The sequence below is a fragment of the Pantoea agglomerans NBRC 102470 genome (genome assembly GCF_001598475.1).
Taxonomy (GTDB): Bacteria; Pseudomonadota; Gammaproteobacteria; order Enterobacterales; family Enterobacteriaceae; genus Pantoea; species Pantoea agglomerans.
Genome location: NZ_BCZA01000002.1, coordinates 162,393 through 176,912 on the forward strand (window position 1 = coordinate 162,393; position 14,520 = coordinate 176,912).

Consider the following 14,520-nt stretch of genomic DNA (forward strand, 5'->3'; position numbering starts at 1 on the left):
ATCATAGCGTTAGTTGCTATACCCTTAGCATTCTGTGGATCGAAGCGTGATGCCCGAGACAGGCACACAGACAATGTCTTTATGACCGATATCTGTTACTTCTGAAGAGCGAAGATTGCATCACCCTATGAAAATTCACGCTATCAGCCAGACATTGCCTCACGCACGTTATCAGCGTTGCCCGCAATGCGATACCCTTTTTTCCTTACCGGATGTGAAATCGCATCAGTCGGCACATTGCCCACGCTGTAACGCCGAAATTCTCAGTGGTCGCGACTGGCCAATGACCCGTCTTATGGCGATGGCCGCCACCATGATTGTGTTAATGCCCTTTGCTTTCTCCCTGCCGCTGGTAGATATCCGGCTGCTTGGCATGCGCATCAATGCCAGCGTACTGGAAGGCATCATCCAGATGACCCAGCAGGGTGATGTACTGACGGCCTCAATGGTGGCGTTCTGCACCATCGGCGCGCCGGTGACGCTGGTGGCGGGTATCTGTTATCTCGGTATCGGCCACCGGCTGGGCATGAACCTGCGTCCCGTGCTGCTGATGCTGGAGAAGCTGAAAGAGTGGGTGATGCTCGATATCTATCTGATCGGCATCGCCGTGGCGTCAATTAAAGTGCAGGACTATGCTTCGCTGGAGATTGGCTACGGGCTGGCGGCTTACATCGCCCTGACGATGCTGAGCGTGCTGACACTGATCCATCTGAATATGGAGCAGCTGTGGGAGCATTTCTACCCACAGACGCCTGGCAATATGGCCCGTGACGATATGCAGGTCTGCCTGAACTGTCACAACACCAGCATACCCGATGAACGGGGCCGCTGCCCGCGCTGCCACACGCCGCTCGACTTCCGACGCCGCCACAGCCTGCAGAAATCCTGGGCCGCGCTCATCGCATCGATTGTGCTGTTGATCCCCGCAAATCTGATGCCGATCTCCGTGGTCTATCTTAATGGCTCACGGCGTGAGGACACCATCTTCTCCGGTATCCTGGGGCTGGGCGAAGGCAATATTCCGGTGGCGGCGATTGTTTTTATCGCCAGTATTCTGGTGCCGTTTATCAAGGTGCTGGTGATGCTGACTCTGCTGCTCAGCATTCATTTTCGCTGTGAACAGGGGCTGAGAACCCGCATCCGCTTGCTGCGGTTTGTCACCTGGGTTGGCCGCTGGTCAATGCTCGATCTGTTTGTCATTTCGTTAACCATGTCGCTGGTCAACCGTGATCAGCTGCTGGCTTTTACCATGGGACCGGCGGCGCTGTTTTTTGGCGCGGCCGTCATCCTGACCATTATGTCTGTTGAGTGGCTGGACAGCCGCCTGCTCTGGGATGCACATGCAACAGGAAACGCCGACTACACCGACTAACGCAACGCTGCGTAATAAGCGCAAAATTTCGCCCTTCTGGCTGCTGCCGATTATTGCGATGCTGATCGCCTGCTGGCTGCTCTGGACCAATTATCAGGAGCGCGGCACCACCATCACCATCAATTTCCAGACGGCGGATGGTATCGTGCCGGGTCGCACCCCGATCCGCTATCAGGGCGTGGAAGTGGGCACCGTGCAGGGCATTAATCTCAGTGATGATTATCGCAGCATTCAGATTAAAGCCAGCATCAAGAGCGACATGCGCGATGCGCTGCGTGAAGATACGCAGTTCTGGCTGGTGACGCCTAAAGCCTCGCTGGCGGGTGTGTCGGGGCTGGATGCGCTGGTCGGTGGTAACTACATCGGGATGATGCCAGGTAAAGGTAAACCCAGCGAGTCATTTACCGCGCTGGATACGCAGCCCAAATATCGGGTGAATACCGGCGAATTGATGATCCATCTGCATGCGCCCGATCTCGGCTCGCTCAACACCGGCTCGCTGGTCTATTACCGCAAAATTCCGGTTGGCCGGGTCTATGACTACAGCATTAACAGCAAATCCGATGGCGTGTCGATTGATGTGCTGATTGACCGTCGCTTTATCAATCTGGTGAAAACCAACAGCCGTTTCTGGAATGTGTCAGGCATGAATGCTGACGTCAGCCTGAGCGGGGCTAAAGTGCAGCTGGAGAGTCTGGCGGCGCTGGTCAATGGCGCGATCGCGTTTGACTCACCACAGGGTGCGGAAACGGCCAAAGCTGAGCAGAATTACCGGCTCTATCCCGATCTGGCGCATAGTCAGCGCGGCGTGCAGATCACGCTGGATCTGCCTAACGGCAACAATCTCAAGGCGGGCAGCACCCCGCTGATGTATCAGGGACTGGAAGTCGGCACGCTGACCAAACTGAACCTGCAGGATGGCGGCAAGGTCACCGGCGAGCTGACGATCGATCCCTCTGTTGTCGGTCTGATGCGCAGCGGCACCCGCATTGAGATGCACAGCCCGAAAATCAGCCTGACGGATACCAGCCTCAGCGCGCTACTGACCGGCAACACGCTGGAACTGGTGCCAGGTGAAGGCGAGCCGCAGCAGCACTACACCGTGCTGGCGTCCAATGAGACTCTGCTGCAGAAGCCCAATGTGCTGACGGTAAAACTCAGCGCGCCAGAGAGCTATGGTATCGATCAGGGCCAGCCGCTGATGCTGCACGGCATGCAGATTGGTCAGGTGATGTCGCGTACGCTGGATGAAAATGGCGTGAATTTCGTGGTGGCGGTCAATCCTGAAAATCGCAATCTGGTGCATGGCGACAGCAAATTTATCGTCAACAGTCGGCTGGATGTGAAGTTCGGTCTTGATGGCATGCAGGTATTAGGTGCCAGCGCCCGTGAATGGGTGGATGGCGGTATCCGGCTGGATCCGGGCAAAAAGGGTGAGCCAAAAAGTGCCTATCCGCTGTTTGCCGATGCTGAAAAAGCGGAAGAAGGCATTACCGGCGATGGCCCTTCTACCACGCTGATGCTGACCGCCACCAGTCTGCCTGACGTGCAGGCCGGCTCTGTCGTGCTTTACCGCAAATTTCAGGTGGGTGAGATTGTCAAAGTCACGCCGCGCGCTGACGCCTTTGATATTGCGGTACATATCCAACCGGAATATCGCAAGTTGCTGACCAGCGAAAGCGTGTTCTGGGCTGAGGGTGGCGCACGCGTCAGCCTTAACGGCAGCGGCCTGACGGTGCAGGCTTCCCCGCTCAATCGCGCGCTGAAAGGCGCAATCAGTTTCGACAATATGAGTGGTGCACAGTCGGCCAAAGGGGCCAAACGCGTCCTCTATCCGTCTGAAACCGCCGCCCGCGCGGTGGGTAGCCAGATTACGCTGCACACCTATGACGCCAGCAAACTCTCTGCCGGGATGCCGATTCGTTATCTGGGTATTAATGTCGGCCAGGTGGAGTCACTGTCGTTAAGCAAAGATAACAATCAGGTGGTGGCGAAAGCGGTACTCTATCCGGAGTATGTGAACGATTTCGCCCGTCTCGGCAGCCGTTTCTCGGTGGTCTCACCGGAGATTTCCGCTACCGGCGTGAATCATCTGGAAACCCTGTTGCAGCCTTACGTCAACGTGGATCCAGGCAAAGGCGGCGCCGCGCGCACGTTTGAGCTGCAGGAGAGCACCATTACCGATTCCCGCTACCTTAATGGCCTGAACATTTATGTTGATGCCACTGAGGCCGGTTCACTGTCGCTGGGTACGCCGGTGCTGTTCCGTGGTGTGGAAGTGGGTACCGTGACCGGCACTTCACTGGGTAATATGGCGGATCGTGTGCAGATCGCCCTGCGCATCAGTAAGAAGTACCAGCATCTGGTGCGTAATAACTCGGTGTTCTGGCTGGCATCCGGCTATAACCTGGACTTCGGTCTGGTGGGTGGCGTAGTGAAAACCGGGACCTTCCAGCAGTTTATTCGCGGTGGCATTCAGTTTGCGACGCCGCCGACGGTGCCGCTGGCGCCACAGGCGAATCCGGATAAACACTTCCTGCTGCAGGATGAAGCGCCGAAAGATTGGCGTAACTGGGGAACGGCGATCCCGTCTCCGCACTAAACGCTATCTCAAACGGGCAGACTGTTCTGCCCTTTTAGGCGTTTAAAGTCAGCACCGGCTCAGAGATCATACGCCTTATTCACTCCCTCAAACGGGCAGCCTGGCTGCCCGTTTCCTTTCCTCATGGTACACTGCCGCCTTTGCCTTAACTGGAATGTGCCCGTGTCAGATGCTTCTTCGCTTTTCCCCGCCGATTTTCTCTCGTTAATGCGCCAGAGCCTGCCCGATGAGGCGAGCTTCGCGCAATTTATTGCGTATAGTCAGCAACCCCTGCGCCGCAGTATTCGCGTCAATACCCTGAAGATCAGCGTGGCTGACTTTCTGAGTCAGACCGCGCGTTATGACTGGCAGCTGACGCCGGTGCCGTGGTGCGAAGAGGGATTCTGGATCAGTCGGGAAGATGAGAGCCTGCCGCTGGGCAGCGTGGCTGAGCATCTCAGTGGCCTGTTCTACATTCAGGAGGCCAGCTCCATGCTGCCGGTCACTGCCCTGTTTGATGCTCAGCCAGAGGTCAGCGCCGTGATGGATATGGCGGCGGCACCGGGTTCTAAAACGACCCAGATTGCTGCGCGGATGGGCAATCAGGGCGTTATCCTGGCTAACGAATTCTCCTCCAGCCGGGTAAAAGTATTGCACGCCAATATCAGCCGCTGCGGCGTCAGCAACAGTGCCTTAACGCACTTTGACGCGCGGGTCTTCGGGCCAGCCCTGCCGGAACAGTTCGACGCCATCCTGCTCGACGCTCCCTGCTCCGGCGAAGGGGTGATTCGCAAAGATGCTGATGCGCTGAAAAACTGGACGCTGGCAAGTACGCATGAGATCGCCGCGACCCAGCGCGATCTGCTCGACAGTGCCTTTCATGCACTCAAACCCGGCGGCACGCTGGTTTACTCCACCTGTACCCTGAATCAGATTGAGAATCAGCAGGTCATTGCCTGGCTGCTGGAGCGCTATCCGGACGCTGTTGAGGTTGTAGCGCTCGATGGGCTGTTTGAGGGTGCCGGACAGGCCGCGACGCCCGAGGGCTATCTGCATGTCTTCCCGCAGATGTTCGACAGCGAAGGCTTTTTCGTTGCGCGGCTGCGTAAAACCGCGTCGGTCGAGCCCTTACCGCTGCCGGGCTACAAAGTGGGTAAACTGCCCTTCTCCCACCTCAGCCGCAAGCTGGAAAGTGAGATAGCCCAGGCCGCCGCCGCTGTCTCTCTTAAATGGGATGCGTCGCTGGAGCTGTGGCAGCGTGATAAAGAGATCTGGCTGTTCCCGAAGGCCGTCACCCCGCTGCTGGGCAAAGTGCGGTTCTCGCGCATCGGCCTGAAGCTGGCAGAAACCTTTGCTAAAGGCTATCGCTGGCAGCATGAAGCGGTAATTGCGCTGGCAAAACCGGATGCGGCGCAGACTTTTGAGCTCACCGCAGCAGAGGCGGAAGAGTGGTATCGCGGCCGGGATATCTACCCGGAAACGGAACCTACCCGTAATGAGATGATTGTCACTTATCAGCAGCAGCCGCTGGGGCTGGCTAAAAAAGTCGGCAGCCGTATCAAGAACAGCTATCCGCGGGAGCTTGTGCGCGACGGACGCCTGTTCCGCTGAGTCACTTTATTTGCAGCATCGTCAGATGATTGCCAAACACTGCGCCGGTATCGATGTAATGCAGATTGGCAATCGTCAGCGGCTGTTTCAGCGGCGTGTGTCCGAAGTAAAAGGCGTCAGCGCCACGGATGCCCGCCCGTTCGCCTGACTCCATCGCCTCCAGCCGCTGACGGCTCCAGACCACCTGCTGCCAGTCGAGTGGCTTATTCAACGCATATTCCCGGGCCGGATAATCAGCATGAGCAATCACAATAATTCGCTCATCGAGCTGCAGATGGAGAATCAGCGGCAACTCGCGGCAACGCTGCAAGGCGTGACGCGCCGCAATCAACGCTGCACCACGCAGCCGAAAAAACCAGTCGCCACCGTTCATCTGCCAGAGCGCCATTTCCTGCCCCTGTAATGCTGAAAGCGCCATCTCCTCATGATTCCCCCGCACGCAGCGAAACCAGGGCTCCTCCAGCAGCGCCAGACAACCCAGGCTGTCGGGACCGCGATCGATGATGTCACCTACCGAAATCAGTAAGTCCTGCTGCGGGTCAAACTGGTGCTGTTGCAACAGCGCATCCAGTTCGCGGCGGCAGCCATGCAGATCGCCGACCACCCAGATCCGTCGCCACGCTGCGCCATTCAGGGATTGGTAATACATCGCTGCACCCGGCCTTTGTCTGCTGAAACCATCTTCTGAGTATAGTCAGGGCTGACCCTGTAATGGCATGACGCGCTGGCAAGCAGAATGCAAAGGAGGCTGGCTGAAAGGGTGCAAGGGGTCGGACGAAGCGATTAAAGAGAGATGAAAGGTACGTCCCTCCCGGCGCTTATCTCCGGCACTCAGTAAAGGTGGTAGCTCTGTCAGGGACGAAATACATCATAAAGCGATCAGGCGCGACAGGCTATTCTGCCCCAACCATATCTGTAGTCATTTGGGATCAGCTACGCATTTTAGCCGGATATTTCTGCAGTTTCTCTGCCGGACGCACCGGACGGCGCACCAGCTCACCGCCGCAGTTGGGGCAAAGATGAGTGAGATGCTCAGCACAGTCAGCGCAGAACGTGCATTCAAACGAGCAGATGCGTGCCGCCAGAGAAGATGGCGGCAGATCAACGTCGCAGCGTTCACAATTGGGGCGAAGTTCCAGCATGGTGTGACTCCTTAAAAAAGCGGTATGCGCCAGCTTCGCGGTTGCTGACCCGAATGTCGAGCCAGCAACCGGACAAGAGTGTGTCAGATCCGGACATCCTGCTTTAATGGTGCAGTCAGCGGTGCTTTGCCGCTGCTATTTGTGCCGCTGATCCTCAGGAAGGTCATCGGGCAAATCCTCTTCGTCAGCTGTGTCATCGAACTCAGCACTCTCCTCTTCCGGCTCCTGACCGCCCATCGACGCATGAATCACCTCCTCTTCCAGCGTCGGGATCAGCGCGGCACCCAGTGGCGAGGTCGCCAGACTGTCAGGCATCACCACATGCGGCAACGGTACTTCGGTAGTCGGAAGCGGACCCGGCGCACGCACATAACTCAGTCCGCCAATCACCAGCGCACAGAGCATAAAGAAGAGATAGAGCATATTGCTGCCCAGCGGCTGCATCAGCGCACCGACCACCAGCGGGCCGATACTGGCGCCAATACCAAACGCCATCAGCAGACAGGCGGTTAACGAGACACGACGATCGGCGGCGACCTGATCGTTGGCCAGCGCCACCTGCAACGGATAGAGCGCAAACTGCATCATGCTGGCGGCAAAGGCGATGCCAATCATCCAGTGGAAGGTCAGATGCGGCAGCACCACCAGCGGCACGCAGGCCACGGCAAAGAGCATGGCAATGATGAATAACAGCCGCTGGCGGTCGTAGCGGTCAGAGAGCCAGCTTAGCGGAAACTGCGACACCAGCCCGGCAAAAATCGTGAGACTCATAAAATAACCGGTCTGGCTGGTGGTGAAGCCTTTGCTGCTGCCATAAACCGGTGCCAGGCCATAGAACGCGCCAATCGCCATGCCGGTCACCAGGGTGGTGCCGAGCAGTTTGGGAATGGTGCGGATAAAATAGCCCAGCTCCATCGGCGCCGGTGTCATGGGCCGGACGTGAGTGCGGGTGGTCAGTGCAATCGGCACCAGACAGAGCGCGAAACAGAGCGCCACAATCAGCAGCGTGCTCACGCCAAACCCCGATTGCAGGCTCAGTATCACCTGTCCGCCACTGAGTCCAAGGTAGGTGGCGACCATATAGAGGCCGAAAATCATGCCGCGCTGGGAAGATTCCGCCTGATCGTTGAGCCAGCTCTCCAGCACCATGTACTGGCACATCATGCAGAGCCCGATAATCAGACGCAGAAAGACCCACAGCGGAATAAAGTCCGTCAGCCCATGACCTACAACCGAGGCGGTAATGATCCCGGCACAGGCCACGTAGGCACGGATATGGCCGACGCGGGCAATCAGGTTGTGCCCCACTTTGCCGCCAATCACCAGCCCGATATAGTTGGCCGCAATAATCGCGCCGATCAGCGCACCATTAACCTGCTCACTGGCCAGCCGTAACGAGACGTAGGTAGTCAGTAAACCGGAACCCAGCAGCATCAGAAGCGTAGTGGTATAGAGCGGCAGAAACGTACTGAATATTTTTCCCATATGACTCCCTGTCTACGCTTTTCAGGCATCAGGCCAGCAAAGCCCTAAAGATAGTCGATTTCGGCAGGTGAAGCGGTATTGTTCATGACGACGGTAGCGAAAAAATAGCCCGCCAGCAATTGCTCACTGACGGGCCCTGATTTAAGCGCTTGGGAAGCTGATGTTGCTGCCCGGCGCTTCACGGTTGAGATGGATGAAGTTCAGGTGTCGCTCATACTGATCCAGTATGTCGATGATCACCTGCTCTTTGCTGTAATCCATTAAGTCATTACCCTGGCTGCCTTCCATCAGGAAGGTTTCCAGCCGGTAGTAGGTCGATTTACCGCTGCGGGCGCGATAGGTAAAGCCCGGAATCGAATATTGCTGCGGCCAGACCTGATAGATAAAGTCCTGCTCCTCGCCCAGATGGACGCGCAGATCCAGATAGCCAATCGGGTTGCTTTCATCCGCCTCAACGCTCTCAAGCGTGACCCGGCCATCCCGCAGCTCCAGCTCTTTCGCCACTTCCTGCATCGCCGGATAGATAGTTTTTTCCATCATCTGCTGGGTATAACGCGAGCCTGGGTAGTTCATTAGGCGCGACAGACGCTTCTTCCAGGTCAGGCGATCGGTCGCATGAGCCAGATAGGGCGCGGTGTCGCGCGTGGCGCTGGCCCGACGGTGATCTTCAATCTTAAGGGATTTAAACAGCCCCGCCATGACAAAGAAGATAACAAAGCTGAACGGCAGCCCCATGATCACCGTGGTGTTCTGCAAGGCAGTGATACCGTTGGTCATCAGCATGCTCAGGGTCAGTACCCCAATCGCCACAGACCAGAAGATACGCAGCCAGTTCGGTGCATCACTGTTGATATCTTTCAGTCGCGAGGTGAAGTTACCCAGCACCAGCGAGCCGGAATCCGCCGAGGTGACGTAGAACAGCATACCGGTAATAGTCGCGACCGAGGCGCTGAGTTTAAACGCCGGATACTGCGCCAGCAGGCTGTAGAAGCCGCGCTCCGCATGGTTCATCACTTCCTGCGCAAACTCCGTATTGCCGTGGATGATCTGATACAGCGCGGCATTACCGAACACTGACAGCCACAACAGCGTAAAGGTGAACGGAATAATCAGCGTGCCCAGCACGAACTCACGGATGGTACGACCGCGTGAGATACGCGCCAGGAACAGGCCGACGAATGGCGACCAGGCCACCCACCACGCCCAGAAGAAGAGCGTCCAGCTGTTCATCCACTGGGTCGGACGATCAAAGGCAAAGGTATTGAGCGTCATGCCCATGAAGCGGTTGATGTAATCCCCGACGTTCAGCACCAGCGCATTCAGCAGGAACTCGGTGTTGCCGAAGAACAGCACAAACAGAATCAGTCCCAGCGCCATCACCACGTTCAGCTCAGAGAGAATACGGATCCCTTTATCGACGCCCGACGTGACAGAAATGGTGGCGATCACCACGGAGAGGACAATCAGCGCGGCCTGCGCGGTCAGGCCTTCCGGGATATCAAACAGCACTTTGAGGCCATAGTTAAGCTGCACGACCCCGATGCCGAGCGTGGTGGCGATACCAAAGATGGTGCCGACCACGGCGGCGATATCTACGGTGTGGCCAATCGGTCCATAGATGCGTTTACCAAAGATAGGATAGAGCGCGGAACGGATGGTGAGCGGCAGGTTATAGCGATAGCTGAAGTAGCCTAGCGCGATGCCCATCAACGCATACATTGACCAGCCGGTCAATCCGTAGTGGAACAGCGTCCAGACCATCGCCTGGCGGGCCGCTTCCATCGTCTGCCCTGCTCCCTCCGGCGGCTGCATATACTGCGTCACCGGCTCGGCGACCGAGAAGAACATCAGGTCGATGCCGATGCCGGCGGCGAACAGCATGGCAGACCAGCTAAGGACGCTGAACTCGGGTTTGGAGTGCTCAGGCCCGAGCTTGATCGAACCAAAGCGTGAGCAGGCCATATACAACACAAAAACAATATAGAGCGTGGCAGCCAGCATGTAGTACCAGCCGAAGGTGGCGGAAACCCAGTTTACCGCCTTGAGGATCCAGCTCGCGGCCAGTTCACTATAGAGAATCGTCACAAGTGAAAACGTCAGAATCAATCCGGCAGAGGTATAAAATACAACGGGATTGAGTCTGTCTTTTTCACCGGCAGGTGGATTATTCATCGGTTACCTCTGGTTAATGTCCTGAAAATACGCAATGGATAAGTCTTGCCGTCCACGGCTTTCCGGCCGTGCGGCCCTGTTTCGTTCTGTCACTTCCTGTTAATCGCTCAGGCAAACCAGCCTATTTTAGCACTCATTGCCGTTTCGCTTTCGCTACATTTAAAGAACAGCATCCTAACAAATTTTCTTTTTATATTGAACGTGCAATCAAAAAAAGTTTAAATAGGGGCTCGATTTGAGGGTGGAGCTGGAGCTATGCCAAAGGTAGGGATGCAGCCGATACGTCGTCGGCAACTGATTGATGCGACCCTGAGCACGATTAATGAAGTGGGGATTAATGATGCCACTATCGCCCAGATCGCCCGTCGGGCGGGGGTTTCCACCGGCATCATCAGTCACTATTTCAAGGACAAGAACGGCTTACTGGAAGCCACGATGCGTGATGTGACGCGTCAACTGCGGGAGGCGGTACTGTCGCGGTTAGAACCGCTGGCCGGTGCCTCTGCAGAACAGCGGTTGTGTGCCATCGTTGAGGGTAATTTTGATGATACCCAGGTGCACACGGCAGTGATGAAAGCCTGGCTCGACTTCTGGTCGAGCAGCATGCATCAGCCCCAGCTTAATCGCCTGGAGCGGGTCAGCAGCCGGCGGCTCTACTCAACGCTGGTGGTCGAATTCCGGCGTGAACTGCCGCTGGAGAAGGCACGTCTGGCCGCACACGGGCTGGCTGCCCTGATAGATGGTCTGTGGCTGCGCGCCGCGCTGAGCGGTAAGCCATTTAACCCGGTCATCGCCCTCACACTGACCACCCAATTCATCCGTCAGCAACTGGCTGGCGAGCACGAATAACGGAAGGAGAAAACATGTCCCGATTCACCGAGCAGAAACTCTACATCGATGGCGCTTATGTTGCCGCAGCGTCTGGCGAAACGTTCCAGACGATTAACCCGGTCAACGGCGAAGTGCTGGCAGAGGTTCATGCCGCCGGCCAGGAAGATGTCAATCGCGCCGTTGCTGCCGCCAGAAAAGGCCAGAAAGTCTGGGCCGCGATGACCGCCATGGAGCGCTCGCGCATCCTGCGTCGCGCCGTCGATATTCTGCGTGAGCGTAATGATGAGCTGGCAGAGCTGGAAATGCTCGATACCGGTAAGCCTTACAGCGAAACCTCAGCGGTCGATATCGTCACCGGCGCAGACGTACTGGAGTATTACGCCGGTCTGGTTCCGGCGCTGGAAGGTCAGCAGATCCCACTGCGTGAAACCTCCTTTGTTTACACCCGTCGCGAACCGCTGGGCGTGGTAGCCGGTATCGGTGCCTGGAACTACCCGATTCAGATCGCCCTGTGGAAATCCGCGCCTGCGCTGGCAGCGGGTAACGCGATGATTTTCAAACCGAGTGAAATGACCCCGCTCACTGCCCTGAAGCTGGCGGAAATTTACACCGAGGCGGGCCTGCCGGATGGCGTATTCAACGTGCTGCCGGGCATCGGTTCGGTCACCGGTCAGTTGCTCACTGAGCATCCTGGCATCGACAAAGTCTCCTTTACCGGTGGCGTCGTCAGCGGCAAAAAAGTGATGGCCAATGCAGCAGGTTCAACGCTGAAAGAGGTCACCATGGAACTGGGCGGTAAATCACCGCTGATCATCTTTGATGATGCCGATCTCGATCTGGCCGCCGACATCGCCATGATGGCGAACTTCTACAGCTCCGGTCAGGTCTGCACCAACGGCACCCGCGTCTTTATTCCTGCAAAACTGCAGGCCGCATTCGAGGCGAAAATCAGCGAACGCGTTGCCCGCATTCAGGCAGGCGATCTGCGTGACCCGGCGACCAACTTTGGTCCGCTGGTCAGCTTCAGCCATCGCGATAATGTGATGCGTTATATCGAATCCGGCATCGCTGAAGGCGCACGCGTACTGTGCGGCGGCAAACGTCTGACCGGTGGCGATTTCGACCAGGGTGCCTGGGTTGCACCAACCGTATTCACCGACTGCCGTGATGAGATGAAGATTGTGCGTGAAGAGATCTTCGGACCGGTCATGTCGATCCTGAGCTACGAAAGTGAAGAAGAAGTGATCCGCCGCGCCAACGACACCGAATTTGGTCTGGCCGCCGGGCTGGTGACGCAGGATCTCAATAAGGCGCACCGCGTGATTCATCAGATCGAAGCAGGAATCTGCTGGATTAATACCTGGGGCGAATCAGCCGCAGAGATGCCAGTGGGGGGTTACAAGCACTCCGGCATTGGCCGTGAGAATGGCCTGATGACGCTGCAGAGCTACACCCAGGTGAAGTCAGTGCAGGTTGAGCTGACGCGTTTTCAGTCAGTCTTTTAATCACTTAACCTGAGGAACGATGAATGGAATTTGATTACATTATTATTGGAGCCGGATCCGCAGGAAACGTTCTGGCTACCCGTCTGACTGAAGAGAGCAACGTGAGCGTCCTGTTGCTGGAAGCGGGCGGCCCGGATTACCGCTTTGATTTTCGCACTCAGATGCCTGCGGCCCTCGCCTTCCCGTTACAGGGCAAGCGCTATAACTGGGCTTATGAAACCGAGCCAGAGCCTTACATGAACAATCGCCGCATGGAGTGTGGTCGCGGCAAAGGTCTGGGCGGTTCATCACTGATTAACGGCATGTGTTATATCCGCGGTAACGCGATGGATCTCGATAACTGGGCCAGCGAACCTGGGCTGGAGAACTGGAGCTATCTGGACTGCCTGCCCTACTACCGTAAAGCGGAAACCCGCGATATCGGCCCGAACGATTTCCACGGCGGCGACGGCCCGGTGTGTGTTGCAACGCCTAAAGCGGGCAATAACGTGCTGTTTGAAGCGATGATTGAGGCGGGCGTGCAGGCGGGCTATCCGCGCACTGACGACCTTAATGGCTATCAGCAGGAAGGTTTCGGTCCGATGGATCGTACCGTGACGCCAAACGGTCGTCGTTCCAGCACCGCGCGTGGCTATCTCGATATGGCCAAAGGCCGCGCCAACCTGAAGATCATCACGCACGCCACCACCGATCGTATCATCTTCGATGGCAAGCGTGCGGTCGGTGTGGAGTATCTGCAAGGCGACAGCAACACCATCAACAAAGTGACCGCGCGTCGTGAAGTGCTGCTGTGTGCCGGCGCTATCGCTTCGCCGCAGATCCTGCAGCGTTCTGGCGTGGGTTCTCCTGAGCTGCTGAAGCAGTTTGATATCCCGCTGGTTCACGACCTGCCGGGCGTGGGTGAAAACCTGCAGGACCATCTGGAGATGTATCTGCAGTATGAGTGTAAAGAACCGGTCTCAATCTATCCGGCTCTGAAGTGGTGGAATCAGCCGAAAATCGGTGCAGAGTGGATGTTTAACGGCACCGGTATTGGTGCCAGCAACCAGTTCGAAGCGGGTGGCTTTATCCGCAGCCGCGAAGAGTTCAGCTGGCCGAACATTCAGTATCACTTCCTGCCGGTGGCGATTAACTACAACGGCTCCAACGCGGTTGATGCCCACGGCTTCCAGTGTCACGTTGGCTCGATGCGTTCTCCAAGCCGCGGTCATGTACGCCTGAAGTCGCGCGACCCGCGTCGTCATCCGGCCATTCTGTTTAACTACATGTCGCATGAGCAGGACTGGCATGAGTTCCGCGATGCAATTCGCATCACGCGCCAGATCATTAATCAGCCGGCGCTGGACAAGTACCGTGGCCGTGAAATCAGTCCGGGACTGGATTGCCAGACAGATGAGCAGCTGGATGAGTTCGTGCGTAACCACGGCGAAACCGCCTATCACCCTTGCGGCACCTGTAAGATGGGTAACGACCCGATGTCCGTCGTTGATGGCGAAGGTCGTGTGCATGGGCTGGAAGGCTTACGCGTAGTAGATGCGTCGATTATGCCGCTAATCATCACCGGTAACCTGAACGCCACCACTATCATGATTGGCGAGAAAATTGCCGATAAGATTCGTGGACGCGATCCGTTGCCACGCAGCACCGCCGCTTACTATGTCGCGGGTGATGCACCCGTTCGCACGGTTCCGCAGCGCGCTGAATGACACGTGACAGCGTCACTTAATAATAGCCGGGCACTTTTGTTGCCCGGCTATTTTTTTTATTACGGTTTACCACAGATCCTTTTCCACACTTCATCATTCTCAAACCATCAAACCT

General features: G+C 56.8%; 10 protein-coding genes. 6 read left to right on the forward strand and 4 right to left on the reverse strand.

What is annotated here, in order from left to right:
* The first annotated feature begins 127 nt into the window (after nucleotides 1–127).
* From yebS to rsmF, 3 genes are all read left to right on the forward strand, one after another.
* On the forward strand, nucleotides 128–1,372 hold the full coding sequence (gene yebS / locus PAG01S_RS04355; protein ID WP_062757807.1) for a membrane integrity lipid transport subunit YebS: 1,245 nt from the start codon (nucleotides 128–130) through the stop codon (nucleotides 1,370–1,372).
* Nucleotides 1,341–3,974, forward strand: a complete 2,634-nt coding sequence (locus tag PAG01S_RS04360) for a PqiB family protein (RefSeq protein ID WP_062757809.1) — start codon at nucleotides 1,341–1,343, stop codon at nucleotides 3,972–3,974. Before yebS ends, PAG01S_RS04360 begins: the two co-directional genes overlap by 32 nt.
* Before the next feature lie 162 nt (nucleotides 3,975–4,136).
* A complete protein-coding gene (rsmF, locus tag PAG01S_RS04365; protein WP_212685916.1) occupies nucleotides 4,137–5,564 on the forward strand; it encodes a 16S rRNA (cytosine(1407)-C(5))-methyltransferase RsmF in 1,428 nt (475 codons plus the stop codon).
* Nucleotide 5,565: 1 nt separating this feature from the next.
* On the opposite strand, the gene PAG01S_RS04370 is transcribed toward rsmF, so the two are convergent.
* From PAG01S_RS04370 to PAG01S_RS04385, 4 genes are all read right to left on the reverse strand, one after another.
* Nucleotides 5,566–6,213: a metallophosphoesterase gene (locus PAG01S_RS04370; protein ID WP_062757813.1), complete on the reverse strand. Its 648-nt coding sequence runs from the start codon at nucleotides 6,211–6,213 to the stop codon at nucleotides 5,566–5,568.
* A gap of 280 nt (nucleotides 6,214–6,493) precedes the next feature.
* Complete coding sequence (locus PAG01S_RS04375; protein ID WP_010258758.1) at nucleotides 6,494–6,706, reverse strand: DUF1272 domain-containing protein; 213 nt, start codon at nucleotides 6,704–6,706, stop codon at nucleotides 6,494–6,496.
* A 135-nt stretch (nucleotides 6,707–6,841) separates the two neighbouring features.
* Entirely contained in the window at nucleotides 6,842–8,191 is a 1,350-nt protein-coding gene (locus PAG01S_RS04380) for an MFS transporter (protein WP_010258755.1), read from the reverse strand.
* A 141-nt stretch (nucleotides 8,192–8,332) separates the two neighbouring features.
* Complete coding sequence (locus PAG01S_RS04385) at nucleotides 8,333–10,363, reverse strand: choline transporter (protein ID WP_010258753.1); 2,031 nt, start codon at nucleotides 10,361–10,363, stop codon at nucleotides 8,333–8,335.
* Nucleotides 10,364–10,618: 255 nt separating this feature from the next.
* On the opposite strand from PAG01S_RS04385, the gene betI reads away from it, so the two are divergent.
* From betI to betA, 3 genes are read left to right on the forward strand one after another with little or no spacing between them, the layout of a single operon-like run.
* Complete coding sequence (betI, locus tag PAG01S_RS04390) at nucleotides 10,619–11,212, forward strand: transcriptional regulator BetI (RefSeq protein WP_010258750.1); 594 nt, start codon at nucleotides 10,619–10,621, stop codon at nucleotides 11,210–11,212.
* 14 nt (nucleotides 11,213–11,226) lie between these two features.
* Entirely contained in the window at nucleotides 11,227–12,699 is a 1,473-nt protein-coding gene (gene betB, locus PAG01S_RS04395) for a betaine-aldehyde dehydrogenase (protein WP_010670776.1), read from the forward strand.
* A gap of 23 nt (nucleotides 12,700–12,722) precedes the next feature.
* Nucleotides 12,723–14,405, forward strand: coding sequence for a choline dehydrogenase (betA, locus tag PAG01S_RS04400; RefSeq protein WP_010258743.1), 1,683 nt, complete (start codon nucleotides 12,723–12,725; stop codon nucleotides 14,403–14,405).
* Nucleotides 14,406–14,520 lie beyond the last annotated feature (115 nt).